At 34.4% G+C, this 17,815-nt stretch carries 16 protein-coding genes; all 16 read left to right on the forward strand.

The genetic code is table 11. The features are described 5' to 3' along the window. Positions 1 to 126 precede the first annotated feature (126 nt). Positions 127 to 1,017 carry a dockerin type I domain-containing protein gene (locus K412_RS22995; RefSeq protein ID WP_024833298.1) on the forward strand — a complete coding sequence of 297 codons (891 nt, stop codon included), beginning with the start codon at positions 127 to 129 and terminating at the stop codon, positions 1,015 to 1,017. A 305-nt stretch (positions 1,018 to 1,322) separates the two neighbouring features. Then, complete coding sequence (locus K412_RS0111800; protein WP_024833299.1) at positions 1,323 to 2,636, forward strand: radical SAM/SPASM domain-containing protein; 1,314 nt, start codon at positions 1,323 to 1,325, stop codon at positions 2,634 to 2,636. Between the two features lie 2 nt (positions 2,637 to 2,638). Further along, positions 2,639 to 3,829 carry a zinc metalloprotease gene (locus K412_RS0111805; RefSeq protein ID WP_024833300.1) on the forward strand — a complete coding sequence of 397 codons (1,191 nt, stop codon included), beginning with the start codon at positions 2,639 to 2,641 and terminating at the stop codon, positions 3,827 to 3,829. Between the two features lie 29 nt (positions 3,830 to 3,858). Then, entirely contained in the window at positions 3,859 to 6,327 is a 2,469-nt protein-coding gene (locus tag K412_RS0111810) for an FtsX-like permease family protein (protein WP_024833301.1), read from the forward strand. Between the two features lie 18 nt (positions 6,328 to 6,345). Continuing rightward, positions 6,346 to 7,008 (forward strand): ABC transporter ATP-binding protein, encoded by a 663-nt coding sequence (locus K412_RS22200; protein ID WP_024833302.1) that lies wholly within the window; start codon positions 6,346 to 6,348, stop codon positions 7,006 to 7,008. After that, positions 7,002 to 8,084, forward strand: coding sequence for a BtrH N-terminal domain-containing protein (locus tag K412_RS0111820; protein WP_024833303.1), 1,083 nt, complete (start codon positions 7,002 to 7,004; stop codon positions 8,082 to 8,084). The genes K412_RS22200 and K412_RS0111820 overlap by 7 nt, the downstream gene beginning before the upstream one ends. Before the next feature lie 12 nt (positions 8,085 to 8,096). Continuing rightward, the gene (locus tag K412_RS0111825) at positions 8,097 to 8,408 is read left to right on the forward strand and encodes an acyl carrier protein (RefSeq protein WP_024833304.1); all 312 of its coding nucleotides are present in this window, start codon (positions 8,097 to 8,099) and stop codon (positions 8,406 to 8,408) included. A 1-nt stretch (position 8,409) separates the two neighbouring features. Next, on the forward strand, positions 8,410 to 9,651 hold the full coding sequence (locus K412_RS0111830; RefSeq protein ID WP_024833305.1) for a beta-ketoacyl-[acyl-carrier-protein] synthase family protein: 1,242 nt from the start codon (positions 8,410 to 8,412) through the stop codon (positions 9,649 to 9,651). 27 nt (positions 9,652 to 9,678) lie between these two features. Further along, positions 9,679 to 10,119 (forward strand): 3-hydroxyacyl-ACP dehydratase FabZ, encoded by a 441-nt coding sequence (gene fabZ / locus K412_RS0111835; RefSeq protein ID WP_024833306.1) that lies wholly within the window; start codon positions 9,679 to 9,681, stop codon positions 10,117 to 10,119. Continuing rightward, positions 10,109 to 11,302, forward strand: coding sequence for a beta-ketoacyl synthase N-terminal-like domain-containing protein (locus K412_RS0111840; RefSeq protein WP_024833307.1), 1,194 nt, complete (start codon positions 10,109 to 10,111; stop codon positions 11,300 to 11,302). Before fabZ ends, K412_RS0111840 begins: the two co-directional genes overlap by 11 nt. Continuing rightward, on the forward strand, positions 11,293 to 12,042 hold the full coding sequence (locus K412_RS0111845; RefSeq protein WP_024833308.1) for a 3-oxoacyl-ACP reductase family protein: 750 nt from the start codon (positions 11,293 to 11,295) through the stop codon (positions 12,040 to 12,042). Before K412_RS0111840 ends, K412_RS0111845 begins: the two co-directional genes overlap by 10 nt. A 23-nt stretch (positions 12,043 to 12,065) precedes the next feature. Further along, a complete protein-coding gene (locus tag K412_RS0111850) occupies positions 12,066 to 15,239 on the forward strand; it encodes an amino acid adenylation domain-containing protein (protein WP_024833309.1) in 3,174 nt (1,057 codons plus the stop codon). After that, entirely contained in the window at positions 15,217 to 15,939 is a 723-nt protein-coding gene (locus tag K412_RS21370) for a 4'-phosphopantetheinyl transferase family protein (RefSeq protein WP_024833310.1), read from the forward strand. The genes K412_RS0111850 and K412_RS21370 overlap by 23 nt, the downstream gene beginning before the upstream one ends. A 3-nt stretch (positions 15,940 to 15,942) precedes the next feature. Then, the gene (locus tag K412_RS0111860; RefSeq protein WP_024833311.1) at positions 15,943 to 16,464 is read left to right on the forward strand and encodes an acyl-CoA thioesterase; all 522 of its coding nucleotides are present in this window, start codon (positions 15,943 to 15,945) and stop codon (positions 16,462 to 16,464) included. Then, complete coding sequence (locus K412_RS0111865) at positions 16,451 to 16,810, forward strand: acyl-CoA thioesterase (protein WP_024833312.1); 360 nt, start codon at positions 16,451 to 16,453, stop codon at positions 16,808 to 16,810. The genes K412_RS0111860 and K412_RS0111865 overlap by 14 nt, the downstream gene beginning before the upstream one ends. After that, positions 16,807 to 17,544, forward strand: coding sequence for a flavodoxin family protein (locus tag K412_RS0111870; RefSeq protein WP_024833313.1), 738 nt, complete (start codon positions 16,807 to 16,809; stop codon positions 17,542 to 17,544). The genes K412_RS0111865 and K412_RS0111870 overlap by 4 nt, the downstream gene beginning before the upstream one ends. Positions 17,545 to 17,815 lie beyond the last annotated feature (271 nt).

Raw genomic sequence — 17,815 nt, forward strand, 5'->3', positions numbered from 1 at the left:
TATTATTTATCTAATGGATTCACCGAATGTATTCAGTGAAGCTTCGAAAAACATGTTCTGAATACATAGGAGAATTCAAAGTTTACTATCGTACAAAACGATAGACATATTAAGGAGGAGATTAATATGAAGAAATCCAATTTTATCACTTTCCTATTGTTGGTAGCATTAATTACTCTTTGTATACCAACAACTTCATTTGCTGCAAGCACAGTTTCAGGAAGTGAAGTCCTAATAATAGGAGATTCATTTTTAGCATTGTCTCATGATATTACAAAAAGATTGGAGCAAAATGCAAAGAACGATGGAGTTTTGGCTTCAAACGACCAATTCAGAGATCTCTCTGTAAGCGGAACTATGTTAAGTGGAGGAATATCACCAAACATTCCTCAACAGTTTCAGAATGGTGTAAATGCAGGTAAAGTAAAATACGTAATAATGGATGGTGGCGGAAATGACTGCATAGCTGGAAATGTTAATAATGCAGCTGCAGCAGCAAGAACCTTATTTGAACAAATGGGTAAAAGCGGAGTTGTAAAAGTGTTTTATATGTTTTACCCAGATGCTCAAGGGGGACTGGCTGGTATGCTAAATCCAAATCTTAACGCTCTCAGACCACAGATCCAGAGTATTGTAACTAATTCAACTTCACCAAAAGGATATTTCTTTGACTTAAGACCAACTTTTGAAGGAAAATATTCTTCATACATTTTATCTGATGGAATTCATCCTACATTAGCAGGAAGTAATGCAGCAGCAGACGCTATATGGGCAGAAATGAAAAAGATTGGTTTCTTTGAAACTAGCACTACACCTACACAAAAAGTCGGAGATTGTAACAATGACGGAAATATTGATGCTATAGATTTTTCATTATTAAAGCAGTATATAATGAATGGTTCAACTACATATGATAAATATATGGATTTAAATGCTGATAATACAATAAATGCATTAGATTTTGCAATTATGAAAAAGTATTTGCTGGGAATGGTAAGTACTTTGCCTTCTGTGTAATGCAGGGATCTTTGTACAAATATAAATAATTTGAACAATTTAAGCAGAGTGTCGCAAGTTAGAATTTTCTTATAGCGATACTCTGTTTTTATTATGTTTAGAACAATAATTTATAAAATATTGAAAAAAAGTAAATTACATGGTAATGTTAACATATAATGTAATTGAAGGATGAATTATAGAAAATACAAGTATTTTTTTATACTACTTTTCGACCTTACAATTTGAAATGTATTTAGAAAATATAAGCAATATATAAATATATTATCTTTATGGATTAAAAATACATCAACCGGGGTGAGAAAATGAAACATTTGTATAAAAACAGTAATAAATACTACTTGCTTGATTCCGGGCAAATGCGATTCTATGTAATACCCGATAATTTGTCCTCTCTGTTAGACACTTATAATTCCCAAGAACTGGATAAAGCTGCGAAACAGTTTAATTTACCCGGTTCTGAGGAACATATTTCAGAAATAATCAAAGAAGACCCTCAAAAATGTAAGCGTTTAATTTTAAACATAAGCGAAGTCTGTAATTTATCTTGTAAATATTGCTATGCCCACGGAGGGAATTATAAACAAGATTCTTATATGAAGAATATGTCGTTGGATACGCTGAAAAAAGTTGTGGCACGAACTTGTGAGCTTTATCCCCATGGAATATCTCAAATTCAGTTTTTCGGTGGTGAACCCTTATTAAATAAAGAAGTTCTCTTTTCAGGAGTAGAATGGATTGAGAACTATTTTAAAAGTTTAGGTCTGGATTGCCCAATATTTACTATGGTTACAAATGGGACATTGATTGACGAAAAGTGCATTGCTATATTTAATAAATATTTTGAGTCTGTAACTTTAAGCTTAGATGGTTCGAAGCAGGTTAATGACCAAAAGAGAATTTATAAGGACGATCCTTCTTCTGTATATGAGCGTGTTGTGGATGTAATTAATCTGATGAATAAGGATAAAAGAGAGTTCTATATCTGTATAGAAGGTACTATTCACGAGGGGCATATCCGGGAATTTGAAGAGAAGAAGAGCATGGAATCATTTATAGCACTAAAAAACCTCGGGGCAGATATTATACATATTAGTCCTCTAATAGGAGACACGGGTATTAGCTGTGATTGCGGTAAAGCATATTGCGATTTTTTTGAAGCATGGGTGAAGGAAGAATTTAAGAGTGGAATAGAAAATACAAAAACCAGGACAGTAGCCAGTCTTTTATATGCAGCAAAGCAGAGAAAAGCTTATGGAAATGGCTGTGGTGCTACAGAAACTGATCTTGCCACTGATGTGGATGGAAAAATGTATCCTTGCTTTATGTTTATTGGTGAGCAGAAATTTTCACTTGGCTATGCTTTTGATGACTTGGCATTACAACAGGAGAAGCTTCTAAGTATAAGAGAATTGTTGCGTCAGGCCAATGATAATACGGAGTGTAATAATTGTTGGGTGAAACCCATATGTTCTAAAACCTATGGACACTGTATAGGAGCCCGTTATCTAACAAATGGAGATATATCCAGACCTATTAAAGAGGTTTGTGATATTAGTAAATGCGTAATTGAGAATATTTTTGTTGAATCCTACAATATGTATGGAATTAAGAGATAAATATGGAAAATATAACTGATCTACCAATAACTGATAAAAATCGAATCAAGCCCAAACTAAAGGGTTCTGTATACACTAATGATATCTTTATCAATAAAAAGGGAGAGGGATATTGGGTAATCGGAAACCTTGAGCAAGATACACAGTTTATGTTACCTGCTCATCAAAAGGGCAGTTTTGAGCGGGTTAGTGCCTTGTTGGATGGTAATCATACGATAGCCGATATATCCAGGAAGGCAGGTATTCGGGAAAGTGAGATTGAAAATATTGTCCGAATTTTAAGAGGAAAGGGACTCATCGAAGAGGATGATTCTGCACCGGTTCGATTTAACGAGGTGGACAATTTTTCAATAAAATTAATTAATTATAACTTTAGGGATATTAAAGACAGAAAAAAATCGCAGAGAACTGCCAAAATACTGTCAAACATATTGGTTATCGCATTTGCTTTGGCTTTTGTTTTATTTTTTATACTGAATGTTAACAATGGATTTTCAATATTTCGAAAAACAAGCATTAATCATTGGCTGAACTATGGAAATGGTTCATCAAACAGTTGGTTGGGCTACCTTTTAATTAACGGTGGCATGATATTAATGTTTGTATTTCATGAAATAGGGCATGTAGTAGCAGGAATACGATGTGGCGTACAACCACAGAATTTTTCCTTAGTACTTTACTTCGGAATCATTCCTATGTTCTATGTTAAAAATAAAAATATATACTCTTTAAAAAAGAGGGATATTCTTAGGGTTTTGTTTGCAGGAGTATTTTTAAATTTGTTACTTTGCTTTGTATTCCTTAATTTGTTTTTGGTAACGGAATATGAATTATATAAAATTTTAGCTTTATCAAATTTAAGAATATTTTTAATTAATCTTAGTCCTTTATCATTGAGTGATGGTTATTTTATTTTTACGGTAATACTTCGTCACCCTAATTTAAGATATAAGCTGCATCAGTTTTGGTCAAAACCATCAAGCATATTTAAATATAACCTTATAGAAGTGGTGTATTCACTGTTATCCACGTTGATTATGATGGGAACTATGGGTATCGAAATAATATGGCTATTAAGTTTGTTCCCGATTTCATCAGGTTTAAGGAATGTTTTAGTGATATTAGTATTATTTTTATATTATGTAGGGTTGCACCTCTTAGAAAAAAGAAAGTTTAAACATCTTAAAGTATGAATAAGTATTGAGGAAAGGAAAATTTAAAATTGAAAAAAATATTACAAGTATTATTAAAGAACAAGAGAGCAAAAGATTATAAGCTTTTATTATGCAGGATAACGGTAGTTGTTACAAGCTTGACTTTGTTTACAGCATTAAATGCCCTTCCCTTATTAGAAGAATCAATAAAACAGGACTTGAGACAAACAACAGTTGGGGAAGCAAATTATATTGTTACACATTCAGCTAATGAATTGTTTAATAAATTTGCAGTAGACAAAGGTAAAAAGCTCGATGTCTTGTCGCTTAATGCAAGTATAGCGGGACAAAAAAATACAAAGATTAATGTATGGGGAACTGAATACAGTACTTTCCTTGAGGTGTTTGGTAATACATACACTGAACGAGGAGAGGTTTCTTTCCCAACTGCATTAAAAGATAATGAAGTGTTAGTATCTCCTAAAATTGGTGAAAGACTCAATATATCTGACGGTAGTAAAATCGACATTGAATTATTTGGCCAAAAGTTGTCAGCTACTGCTGTAATCGCCCCAAAAGACAATTACTTTGTTAAGGCCAATGAGAATTTAGTTGTTTGTAATCCCGGTATTTTATACGACACTCTTAAAATAAGCCCTGAATCAATTACCCTCTGTTTTTTATATGATATTCAAAAGGATAGCAATACAATAAAGAAATTAGAAGAGAATAAAGATACCTTTTACATAAAAGATGCGATTGACCCTGAGTATATTTCTTCTAATATGGCAACTTATTATGGCATAGATTTTATGATTTTCATATTTATCCTATTGATAGCAATTGATATCCTTAAATCAACCGGGCTGATATATGTTACGGAACGTTCTAAATTTATAGGAACCCTCCGTAGCAATGGTGCAGAGAAAAAGAATATAGTGAGTCTTTTTTCAAGGATTGGGTTAAACATTTCTCTGACAGGTTGCATTTTAGGTATGTGTATCGGATTGGCATTGGTAATCTTATTTGCTAAGTTTGGCATAGGAATACCAAATCCATTTGTAGTAATTGATATAGTCTTTTTGATAGTTTCTATAATAATAACTTTAGGTGTAACTGTACTTATTTCAAGAATAAGTTTTGTCAAACCGGTTAAACAATTGTTGAAAAAATCTGATAGAAGCTTAATTCTTGAAGATGTATCAAAAAGTATGCAGCAAGAAAGTAATAGCAAATATGCTTTAATATATCCTACTCTTCTTGTATTATTGTTTATTTTGGGATTTTGGATTTCAAATTGGGGAGTGGCAGTGGTTTTACTCTATTCTGTAGCTTTAGTCTTTGTGTTGCTTAAAAGTGTAAAGGTTATTTTTACAGCTTTTAAGAACAGAATAAAGGAAAAAACAGGTAAAGGGTTATTGCGTATTTCTTCGAAAAATGTGGGAACTAATATTTATTTGAGAAAAACCCTTAAACTTACTGCAACTATTTCTTTATTTATAACTATAGTTGGCGTATTAATATTTTCAGTACTTTCGGCTATGACAAGTTTTTATAAAGACTATAGATCTGATGCCTTTGTCAGGTTAGATGATGGAACCTTCAAAAAGGAAGAGCTGGCCGCAATTAGCTCGGCACCTGGTGTTACAGACACATTTACATACTACAGCGGGAAAGTAACCATTATTAATTCAGACGAAAAACGCCAGGTAAGTGTAATAGGTATAGATGATCCTGAGACTTATGATAAAAACTTTTTCAACTTGAAGCTAACATGGTTAGATGGCTTTGAGCCTGCTATGTTTAATAAGAGTGAAAATGTGATTATGAGTAAAATTATTTGTAATCGATTTGGATTTAAACTTGGTGACAAAGTTAAACTGAACGACGGTAAAATAGATAAAAACTTTACTATTGTTGCTATGACCCCAAGTTTACAGGAACTGGGGGACATGGTGTACATTTCAAGACATGACAGCGATTTTTGTGAAGGTAGTATACTGAATGGGGTTTACATAAAATGCAAAGATACAGAATCCCTGGAAAAATCCGTCGAAGATATTTTTTATAATAGAAACTACAGATATAAAGATGTTTCACAAATGAAAGAAAATGACATAACCAATGGTATGCAGATTATTATCTTCTTTTTATCTTTTGCAGCATTGGTTGGAATGGCTAGTATAACCGGAATATATAGCAATTATAAATTAAGTTATATAATGAGAAAAAAAGAATTTGCTATTTTTTACTCAAATGGGTATAGCAGACAGCATATATTAAGAATGCTTATTTCTGAGATAGCTATCATAAGCACACTTGGATATTTAGCGGGAATACTGATTCTCTGGATAGTCAAAAAACCATTGGAAAACCTTATGGAGTTAGTGGAGCTGCCAATTAAGCTAAGTATGAAAGCAGAGGTATTTTTAGCAATGCTCCTTGTTGTTATAGCTATGATGTTAATTAATATAGTATTAGCATGCAAAACAAGTCGGATATCAAGAGACAAAATTATTGAGGAATTAAAGAAGTAGGAAGAAAGGAAGAGTAAAATGGAGATAATTAGAGCAGAAGGTTTAAAGAAGATATATAAAGCAGGGGTTGTTGAAACAGAGATAATAAAAGGAATTGACTTATCTATCCAATCAGGTGAATTTGTAACTATTACCGGACCTTCAGGTTCAGGGAAAAGTACACTATTGTATTTACTTAGTGGTATGGAACCATTAACAGAGGGAAAAGTACTGTTTAATAATGAGGATATATCTGAAATGGATGATGCAAAACTATCATTAATCAGAAGGAAAGATATGGCGTTTGTTTTTCAGTTTTATAATCTTCTGACAGAGATGAGCGTAACAGATAATGTATTACTGCCTTCATTGATTATGACAAACCCCTTGGATGATTCCCGTTTGCAAAAGATGCTGCAATTAGTAGGTTTGGAACAGTATGGAAGCAAGTATCCATATGAGCTTTCCGGTGGTCAGCAACAACGTGTTGCAATTGCCAGGGCACTTTATACTAATCCAAAGGTAATATTTGCAGATGAACCTACAGGTAATTTGGATTCCGTCAACAGTAAAAAAGTTATGGATATTTTTAAGCAAATAAACGAACAGACGGGAATAACCATTGTAATGGTTACACATTCCCCGAAGTATGCAGATTATGGTACACAAAAAATATATCTGGAGGATGGAAGAATATGCTGACGCATAATATTCCTACAAGGATAGATTTAGAGTTTAGCAAGATTGTAACACCCCGAGAACTGGGAGATTGCAGAACACAAGCATTCTGTCTCATGCTTAACCACTATGGCTACAAAATTACCACACAGGATATATTTGGTATAGGTAACGGGTTAAGTTTCTTGATTCAGAAGGTAAATTACAACGGCTTTGATTTAATGGCCCTCTCAGGCAGGAATTTTGAAGCTGAGATGAAATGTTGTAGCACTATAGGGGCTTTGTGTGAAGAAAAAACCTTTGAATATAACCCTAATATTGAAATGGAACAGATTCCATTTCATATGGAGATAATTGAAAAAGTGGCAGAGGGTCATCCAGTTTTACTACAATGCGATGTATACTATATGACTTATCTCACCAATATTAAGAGAAATCATAATGAATATCATATGGTCATCGTTTTAGGTTATGATTTAGATAAAAAAGAACTGACTGTTTTAGATAGTGTTTCAAATGACATACATAAGATTGATATGCATCAGATGTATAAGGCCATGTTTGAAAAGCAGTATGATGAAGAAAAGAAGCCCAGATGGTATGTTTTTGAAAAACTCACAAAAAAAGAACAACTAGTAAGAATTAGCTCTGACATATATATAAAATCACTATCAGAACAAGGTAAATATATGAATGAAAAGGATGGGCCTTTGGAAAGCATGAAGACAATACATGAATTCTTAATGTCCATCCGCAAAAGAGCAGAAATGGGTTCTCTAAGCCATGAAAAGTACCTTGCATTTACAATTGAAATGAATAGCATAATGCTACGACGACAGGATGAGCTCAATGGGACATGCTTTAGAAGTCTTTACATAAAATTTTTGAAAGACATGTTTGAACAGAAAATAATTGAACGGGAAAAGTGGACAAGTCTGGTCAGAATTCTGAATGATTTGGAAGACAAATGGAAAATAATAACCTTTAAAATCAGATATTTTAAAGGCTCTGTTATAGAAAAAAGTGATATTTTTCTTAGTGCTTTAGAGCAAATTTATAGTCTGGAAAAAATATTGACAATGGAACTGATGAATATTTAGGGGGTATTTAAGATGCAAGAAGAATTAGAAAAGATGATGAAAGAAATCAGGGAGATGATACAGGATAGATTAATGTTATCCTGTGAGCCGGAGGATATTGATGTAGATGCCCTTATTTTCGAGGTTGAAGGAATAGATGAAGAACATAAAAACCTACCTAACCTGGGGCTGGACTCTGTTGACGGATTAGAAATTATGGTTGGAATCAAAAACTTATATAATGTAAAACTTGATGCAGAGAAAGAACCGCAAGCGTATAAGTCGGTAAGGACATTGGCAGAGGCAGTTTATAATCATTTACATGAAAAAGAATGTGAGGGTTAGTATGTCAAACAAAAAGGTATCTGTTGTGGTTACTGGAGTGGGTGCCGTCGCTCCAAATGGTAAAAATGCCAGAGATTTTTATCAAAACTGTATTTCGGGAGTAACCGGCATTCGTGAAAGCTCAGTAATGAAAGATTTTAATTACATGACAAAGTATGCGGGTGAAATAGTAACGGATAAGCCTTTGAGATGGGAATCAAAGTTCAGGGAAATCGGGGAACGGGCTTGTGCGGATATGCTTGAGGATGCTCAAATAAGTAAAGAGTATATTGAAAAACTCAAGGAACGGGCAGTTTTCAGCTTGGCTTCAGCTAATCTTGGAAGTCTGCGGTTAGAGCCACTATTGCGAATTAAGTATGGGTTCGATTATACAGGAATTACATACGATCCCGGTGAGTACATAAAAAGTAACTGTAGCATGCTGGATTTTAATTCTGCTGATTGCTTTTATCATTTTAGTAATATCCTCGGAATAAGTGGCAACGTAATGGGTGTAAATGCGGCATGTGCCTCAGGAACCCTTGCTATTGGAGAGGCAGTAAGAATGATTGAGACCGGTCGTGCAGATATGGCAGTTACAGCAGGTATAGATGTACTCAGTGATTTAAGCTTGGCAGGATTTAATTCCTTGGAAAATTTAAGTACAACACCATGTAAACCTTTTGATATAAACCGTGAGGGCATAACAATTGGCGAGGGCGCTGCTTTTATAATGCTTGAACGTGAAGACTTAGCCCTACAAAGGGGTGCAAAGATTTACGGAAGAATATTTGGTTTTGCTTCGATGAATGAGGCTTACCATGTAACTGCCCCTGATCCCAGTGGTAAAGGTGCATTTTTCTGTATGAATAAAGTTTTGGAAAAAATAAAAGGCTTACAGGGAAAATCTTTATATATCAATGCTCACGGTACCTCTACTTCTGTCAATGATGCCATGGAAATCAAAGCAATGGAATTACTCAGCCAAACTCATAAAATAGATCATCTTTGGTTTTCATCAACAAAGTCAATGATTGGACATTGTCTGGGTGCAGCAGGAAGTTTAGAGTTTGTGTGCTCTGTCATAGGACTTAAAGAGGGTACTATGCCGGTCTCTATTTCGGTGGAAAACCCTATGGAATATGATAATAAAATTATGACTCTTGTAACAGATAAATCGAAATCAAGGCAATACGACCTGTTTTTATCTAATTCATTTGCTTTTGCCGGGAATATGGCATGTATCGGAGTTGAACAACTTTAGGCGTATCAGAAGGAGAAAGATAGGAATATGAAGATTAACATTCTCGAAATTATGAAACACAGATATCCGTTTCTTTTAATAGACAAGGTAATAGACTTTGAATACCTTAAATCAGCTAAGGTTATTAAAAATGTAAGTTATAATGAACCCTGGGTTCAAGGCCATTATCCAAACCACCCAATAATGCCCGGTGTACTGCTGATAGAGGCTATGGGGCAGGCTAGTGCTTTTATAACTATAGATTTTAGTAAAGAAGAAACTAAACCTAAATATGGATACCTTATAAAAGTAGATAATGTTAAATTTGTCAGGCCTGTTTATCCGGGAGACCAAATAGTGATTTCTTCAAAACTGATAGAAATGGTTGATAATTACATTTGTATTCAGTCAGTTTGTAGGGTGGACGATAAGGTTGTTGCAAAATGTAAACTTACCTATATTTTAAAGGAGGAGAATGATGAGTTGTAATAAAATCTGGATAAATGATTTTGACATACAAAGTCCCGTTATACCAATAGGCCGTGATATAACAGATACATTATTCAATCCAAAAGAGAATTGGGTTTCAAAGAGGCAATTTGATTTTGCAGCATTAATAGGCCCCTACAGAAAAGATGTTCGTAGAATGAATAGAACCTCTACCTTAGGATATCTTTCTGCTACTTCGATTATGGAAAAAAGCGGGCTTGCAAAAGAATCCTTTGACCCATACGGATTTGGCACAGTTTTTTCTACAACCAATGCAAGCTATGAGAGTGTTCTGGCTGTTTTAAACAGCCTATATCAAAAGAGTATAGAAGATGTTAGCCCGATAAATTTTACATATTCTGTTGGGAATTCGCTGATTTCAGGAATTACTATGAAGTATGGTCTAAAAGGACCAAGTACAATGCTGCCCTCTACTGAGCCATTATTGGTTGCATCAATGATTTTGGAGCAAGAGGATGCAGAAAGGATTCTTGTTGGTAATTACAATATTTGTTTAGACGATAACCTGAATTTCTATAGACAGTTTGACTACCTACAGGGTGATGATCAGCATTTCACCGGTATATTAGAGGCTGCAAAGGGAATGGTAATTCGTGAACAGGCAGTAAGCTTGGTTTTAGAGAGTGATGCTGTACATACCGGAAAGGAAGGCTGTGTTTTAGCCGGTTTGTCAATAAAACGAAAAAAGAAAATAAATAGTACACTTGCCCAAGGTCAAATGAAGAATATGACTTCCGCATATGATGTAAATAGTTTTGTTGAACTATCTCACTTCTCACCTGAGGATTTTGAAGAAACAATAAAACTTGCTTTATCTGAAGCAGGAGTAGCAGCGAGTCAAGTAGATGCAGTAATTATGTGTTCTTGCGGGAATCCCGGTCTGGATAATGCAGAATATAAAGCGGTATCTTCATTAATTCCTGATGCCAAAATGGTTTCTGTACATGGTATCTTTGGAAGTAACTTTGGAAGTAGTTTTATGTTAAATTGTGCTGTTGCTGTAGCCAGCCTCCAAAAACAGATGCTACCTCCGTCTGAGGGAGTTATAGACAGTAAGGGCAGATTTACAACTAAAACAGAGTCACTAAACCTCAAAACAGTTCTTGTAAATGGGTATAACGATTTGGGGAATATGATAACAGGGGTAATAAAATGGAACTAGGATTAAAGGGAAAAGTCGTTTTAATAAGCGGAGGTAGCAGAGGAATAGGCGAAGCACTGTGTGAAGCCTTTGCAGGTGAAAATTGCAGAATATATTTTCTCTACAAAAGCAATTCTGATTTAGCAAAACAGGTTGAAAAAAGGATTAAAGAGACATATGACGGAGTATTTATTCAGGGCATTAAAGCAGATATTACGAATTCCTTGGAGTGTGAGTCTGTAACACAGACAATAGTTGATAAAGAAGGCTCAATTGATATTTTAATAAATAATGCAGGAATTATACAGGATGGATTATTTTTAATGCAAAGCGCAGAAAAGTGGGAGTCAGTGATAAAGACAAACCTATTTGGGAATGCAGCTTTAACCTCAGCAGTAGCACTGTCAATGTTTTCAAACCGAAAGGGTAACATTATTAATATATCATCTACAGCCGGAATTATAGGAGTTAAAGGGCAAACGAACTATTGCGCTGCAAAGGCTGGAATAATAGGCTTTACTAAAGCTCTATCAAAAGAATTAGGAATGAAAAATATCAGAGTAAACGCAATTGCTCCTGGATATATAGAAACTGATATGACAAGTAATATCAAGAATTTAAAAGATATAAGTACAAACATTCCACTAAGAAGATTAGGACTTCCGCATGAAGTTGCCAAAACAGCAGTATTCCTTTCTTCTGATGCTGCCAGTTATATTAATGGAGCAACTATTGTTGTAGATGGCGGTCTAACTGCTTAATAACCAAAAGTGGGGGGAAGAAAATGCAGGACGAGGAATATTATGATCTTGGAATATCAGGTACATTCAGAACAGCTGTTGATAAGTACAAGAATAATATTGCTATATCAGACGCTGACGGAACTTTAACTTATCAAGAGATGTATGAAATGTCTTTGAGAATAGCTTCACGTTTATCTAAACTTGAGGGGTGGAATAGGGAGGTAATAGTTGCTGTAGACCTTCCTAAAAGTAGAGAATTAATATTATTAATGATGGCTATATATCAAGCAGGAGGCGCATTTTTACCTATTGCCAGAACTTCTCCAAAAATGCGTATGATAAGTATGCTTCAAGATGGAAGGGCAGAAATATTTATATCTGATTCAAATGACAGAATGGACACGTTAGATTTTAATATTAAAAAAGTTCCTTTATGTAATTTGATAAGTAATCTTATGGAGGAAACCCCTGTTTCGGAAAATATTTCTGAACAAAGAGGAAATAAGTTGGCTTACGTTATGTTTACTTCCGGATCAACGGGTAAACCAAAGGGAATTATGGTTTTACAATCAAGTGTGGTGCATATTGCCCGCGCTTGCTACAGCAGATTTTTTGGACTGCCGGAAGATGCAAGTATTGAGAAGCTCCAAACAATTACTAAAGAATATATAAAAATAGGTATTCTCTGTGAATTTAGTTTTGACCCAAGTGTGGTACAGATGTATATGGCGCTGTTTTTTGGTCATTGTGTTGTATTAGTTCCTGATGAAGTAAAGAGATCCCAATGGCAACTCATAGAGTATTGGAAAAATCAGAAGGTGGATATGTGCGACATAACGCCTACTCACCTAAAACATATATTGTTGTACTTTGAAAATGACAGAGAAAAACTATTCTTACCCGGAAATATTGTATCTGTGGGAGAACCGCTCTCACTAGCTTTACTAAAAAAGTTGTTATCCAGTGGACAGGTGGATAATGTAATTAATGCATATGGCCCCACAGAGGTGTGTGTGTATTGCAATGCAAAGGTATATAACAGTAAGGATATTTCCGGAATAAAGCATGTAAGTGTAGGTAAGCCTCTTGATGAATATAGAATTTACATATTGGACCAATATGGAAAACCCCTTGACCAAGGTGAGATTGGGGAGATTTACACAGCTAGCCGTTTCTTATCTCTGGGGTATATAGGCAGAGAGGACTTAACCCAAAAATCCTTTTTTAAGGATACTCTTGAGTCCGGGCATATGATGTATAAAACAAATGATTGTGGTAAATTTGATGACACCGGGGAGCTTATATGTCTTGGCAGAAATGACGACCAGATTAAGATAAGAGGTCATAGAATAGAGCTGAGTGAAATAGAAAATGTTTTAGTAAACTGCGGACTATTTGAAGAAGTACATGTTTTGGCCAAAGAGGATGAAGACAGTCAGAAGCAGATTATAGCATTTTACAGGGGTCAGAGAGTAGATGAAGAAACTATAAACAAAAAGCTTGGCGAGTACCTTCCTGAATATATGTTACCTAAACTTTTTGTACAGGTTGAAAGATTTATTACCAATACTAACGGTAAACTTGATAAAGCAGATTTACTGAGCAGAATAGAATTTAAAAAAAGTGTTTCAAACAGTAAGGATGAGAGAAATATTCTTGAACTTTGCAGAAACGTTTTGAATAACGAGGCTGTTTCTATACAGGATAATTTTTTTGAACAAGGAGCGACCTCTTTGGAGGTATTCGTTTTAAATACCAGGATTTATCAAGAGTGGGGTGTGGTACTGAATAATAGCCTGCTTTACGAATGTGAAACAATTGAGCAAATAGGAAATTTAATTCAAAGTGAGTTAAACAAATCACATTCTGATACGAGTAATATAATAAATAAAGAAGAAGCGGTTAAAGCTACAGAATTTCAATGTAAAATATTACGAAGCGAAAATCAGCTATACAAGAATAAAAGTTTTGATAAATTTTCTAAAAAGTTTCCACCATTTAATGTAGTGTACCGTGTCTCACATTCCAATTACCTAGAAAATGAACAATTTAAATCAGCTATAGAGAGTATGAGTGAGAGACATCGTATTTTACGCAGCAGGTTTTATTCAAATAATGGCAATGTATGGATAAAAAGTGAAAATAAGGCAGTAACTGACTATTCCTATCTTGTAGTAGATGATATAGAGAAAGTAGACTTTTATGACTATATAAGAAGATTTATTTGTACAGAGTTGCCATTATTCCAGGTCTTGCTCTTTGAGGACAGAAATAAAAATCAGGAGATTTTATTAAATTTTCATCATGGGATATTTGATTACTTGTCATTATCTATATTTTTAAATGAAATATTTATGCTGTATTACAATATGCAACTACCACCGTACAATTATGATTTTTATGAATATAGAAAAGAGTTAGTTAAGTCTGATAATGCATTATTGCAAGAGTTTTGGAATAAGTACCTGCAAAATCGCCCAAAATCCGTTGGATTCCCCGGAGATGGGGAAAATAAGAGGATGAAAATTAAAAAGGATGAAACATTTTCAGGTATAAAGCATGAACTAAACAATGATGAAATTATAGTTTTGAGAAAAATATGCAAGGAAATGAAAATAAGCTTATTTAATCTTACATCTACAGTATTAGCACAGATTCTTTATGAAAGTACGGGGCAGTCGGATATTTGTATTGGAACAATTCAACACGGGCGAATGCAGCAGTTGTCAGGAGTTAGTAACAGTATTGGTTTATTTGCAGAATTAATACCTCTTCGTTTTATGTTCCACAGTAATCAATCTGTACAAGACAAGTTACTAATTCAACAAAAACTACTGGACCAGACATTGAAAAATCAAGGTTTAGGGATGCATGATTTTTATTTAATGCAAGATTTTGAGGAGAGGCTTAAAGGAGACTACTTCAAAGTTGTAATAAATTACCATACAGACTATAGGAGTGTATTGCCACAAGGAAAAGGTGATTTGTGTGCAGTGGAAATCGGCCAATATGCCGAGTCAATCCCTTTGTACATTCAGATTACTGAACATAAAGACAGTATGACACTTTACTTCCTATTTGCCGACTCTATATATTTGGATAGTGATAAAAAGAGAATTTCGGAAGAGTATTTATCATGCTTAGAAAAATGGCTAAAGTGTTTGACAAACGAGCGGTGGGATAGGAGTAACAATGGAAACCTCACTAGGGGATAAGGTTGTAGTGTATTTATTGGATGTCAGAGAGTTTAATGATAAAGAGTGGCATTTTTATAAATCAAAAAGCACGTGGCTACCGGGCTCTTGCCGGCAAAAGATAGAAAAAAACCTGCACAAAACTAATAGGAACCTTAGCTTAATGGGATGGATTCTTTTCCTTATGTTTGTTGGGTACCCATTAGGTATAAAGGAGGATAAAAAAATACAATTTGGAAAATATGGCAAGCCCTATATATTAAACAGTAATATTCATTTTAACATAAGCCATAGTTACCCTTGGGTTTGTTTAGCAACTTCTTACACGAGTGTTGGGGTTGATATTGAATGTAAATCTGTTTCAGACCCATGCCAGGTACTTGATAAATTCTCGGACAAGGAGAAGGCGTGGCTTGTAGGGGAGAGTGCAGATAATCCGGAGGTAATGAAAGGTCGATTTAGGATGCTGTGGAGTGCAAAGGAGGCTTGGCTGAAATATCTGGGCTGTGGTCTGAAAGGTATAGGTATGGAATTACCGTTCGCACTTACTGCTTCCGGCGGTTTATATAATAGTGTTGACCAGGATGGAAAAAAGCTTTATCTTAATCAGAATTTATTGTCTGATAAAGAGGTATTAAGTATATGTTGCGAATCGGAGGCCTGTGAGTTAAAGAATATAACTGCTGTGGAAATAAAGAAGTTCTTTATGAATTGGGAGTGATATATGATGCTGATATCTACACATTGTATTGAACATACAGTAACTTTTTCGGAATGTGATTATTTTGGAACGGTCAAGAACTCTAGCTGTTTGTGCTGGTTTGAGGATGCCCGTTTTCAGATTAGCCTGATAGCCGGAATACAGGGATATTTTTTACCGGAGCATAGGAGTCAGACAACACTCGATAAACAACCAAATGACACTGAAGAATACTATACTATGCCTGTTCTTCAAAATAGCTTGGAGTCATATAAAGAGATACGGTTCGGAACAGAGATTCTGGTTCATACATGGTTAGAAATGCCGATAGCTGCGTATTGTGTGTTTCATCATTATATAACCTCAAAGGATTGTAAGACTGTTTTTTACAAGTGTGATACCACAATTGGTCTTGTAGGACAAAAATCGGGCTTAATTAAAGATATGCCAAATGATATGTACAATAGAATAATTTATTTTATAAAAGATATTCAAAACGAATTTTCAAAATACAATCTGGAGATAGATGAAAATGAAGGATTTTGAAGTCGAAATGACTACCGGGATATTTGATTGTGATGCCTATAAAATAGTGCACAATGCCAGATATATTGAATGGTATGAACAGGCGCTTTATATGTACTGGACGGAAAAACTAGGTGCTGACTGCTGGGAAAATACAAGGTTAAAAATTAAGAAAATACGATGCAGATATATTAGTGCTTTAAAATTCAATGATGAATTTAAAATCATAACAACTCTATCAAGCGATAAAACTGATGACAATAAGTACCATTTTAAACAAAAAATAGTTAAATTAATAACCTTACAGACTGTTAGTATCAGTCAGGGGATTGTTTGCATAAATTGCAGGAAAGAAGTGCAACTATGAAAATATTATTATTCAACTGCAGTATAAAAAAGAAAGCCAGTAGAAGTTTAAAGATTGCAAATTCATTTATTGAGGGGTTAAACCAAAATATAAATATAAGAGAAGAAATACAAGTAAATGAAATAACACTTTATGATAAGAACATAAATGATTGTAGGTGCTGTTACTACTGCTGGTGCGAAGAAGCATCAGGCAAATGTATACAAAAAGATGATATGCGGGATTTACTTAAAGAGTATATAGACAGTGATTTAGTAATTTGGAGTTTTCCACTGCTTTTCTTTAGTTTTCCTGCTGCTATGAAAAAATTTATTGAGAGAACCTTTCCCTTGTACACATGGCAAAAACATAGGGAAGGTGATTACTACATTCAGTCTAGTCGATATCCAAAGTTATTAAATCGCAGAGAGGTATTTATATCAACTTGCGGTTACCCTCATCGCACAAACAACTATGAACCGGTGGATGAAACATTAAGAATACTTTTTGGAGATAAGGCCGATAGAATTTTTTGTACACAAGGAACTCTTTTTGATGAAGAAAGATTTGAAAAAATAGTTAAGCGATACTTAGAAGCAGCCAAAAATGCGGGTAAAAACTACTCTCTTAAAGACGGGATAACAAAAAAGGACAATGACAGATTGTCTCAACAATTTTTAATAGAAGAATTATATTATGAAGAGTCTAAAAGAAACAACAAGTGGTTAATCAGGAAGGACTACCTTAATTTTTAGGTTTAAAATATATTCTTTTGCGAAAGGAGGATATAAAATATGGACATCAAAAAACTCGAAATGGATTTAAATGAAGTTGAATTCAACTTCAATGTAGAGGACCTTGAGGATGTAGTAACTCCAGGTAGCGGATTTGGTTGTGCGTGCAGCTAATCCAAATTGTACGGCTTTAAGAAAATCAAATTATTAATAAACGAAAGGGGGATAAGATTATGGAAAACATGAGAAAACTGGAAATGGACTTAAATGAAGTTGAGTTCAATTTCGACGT

It is taken from the genome of Ruminiclostridium josui JCM 17888, assembly GCF_000526495.1.
Taxonomy (GTDB): Bacteria; Bacillota; Clostridia; order Acetivibrionales; family DSM-1351; genus Ruminiclostridium; species Ruminiclostridium josui.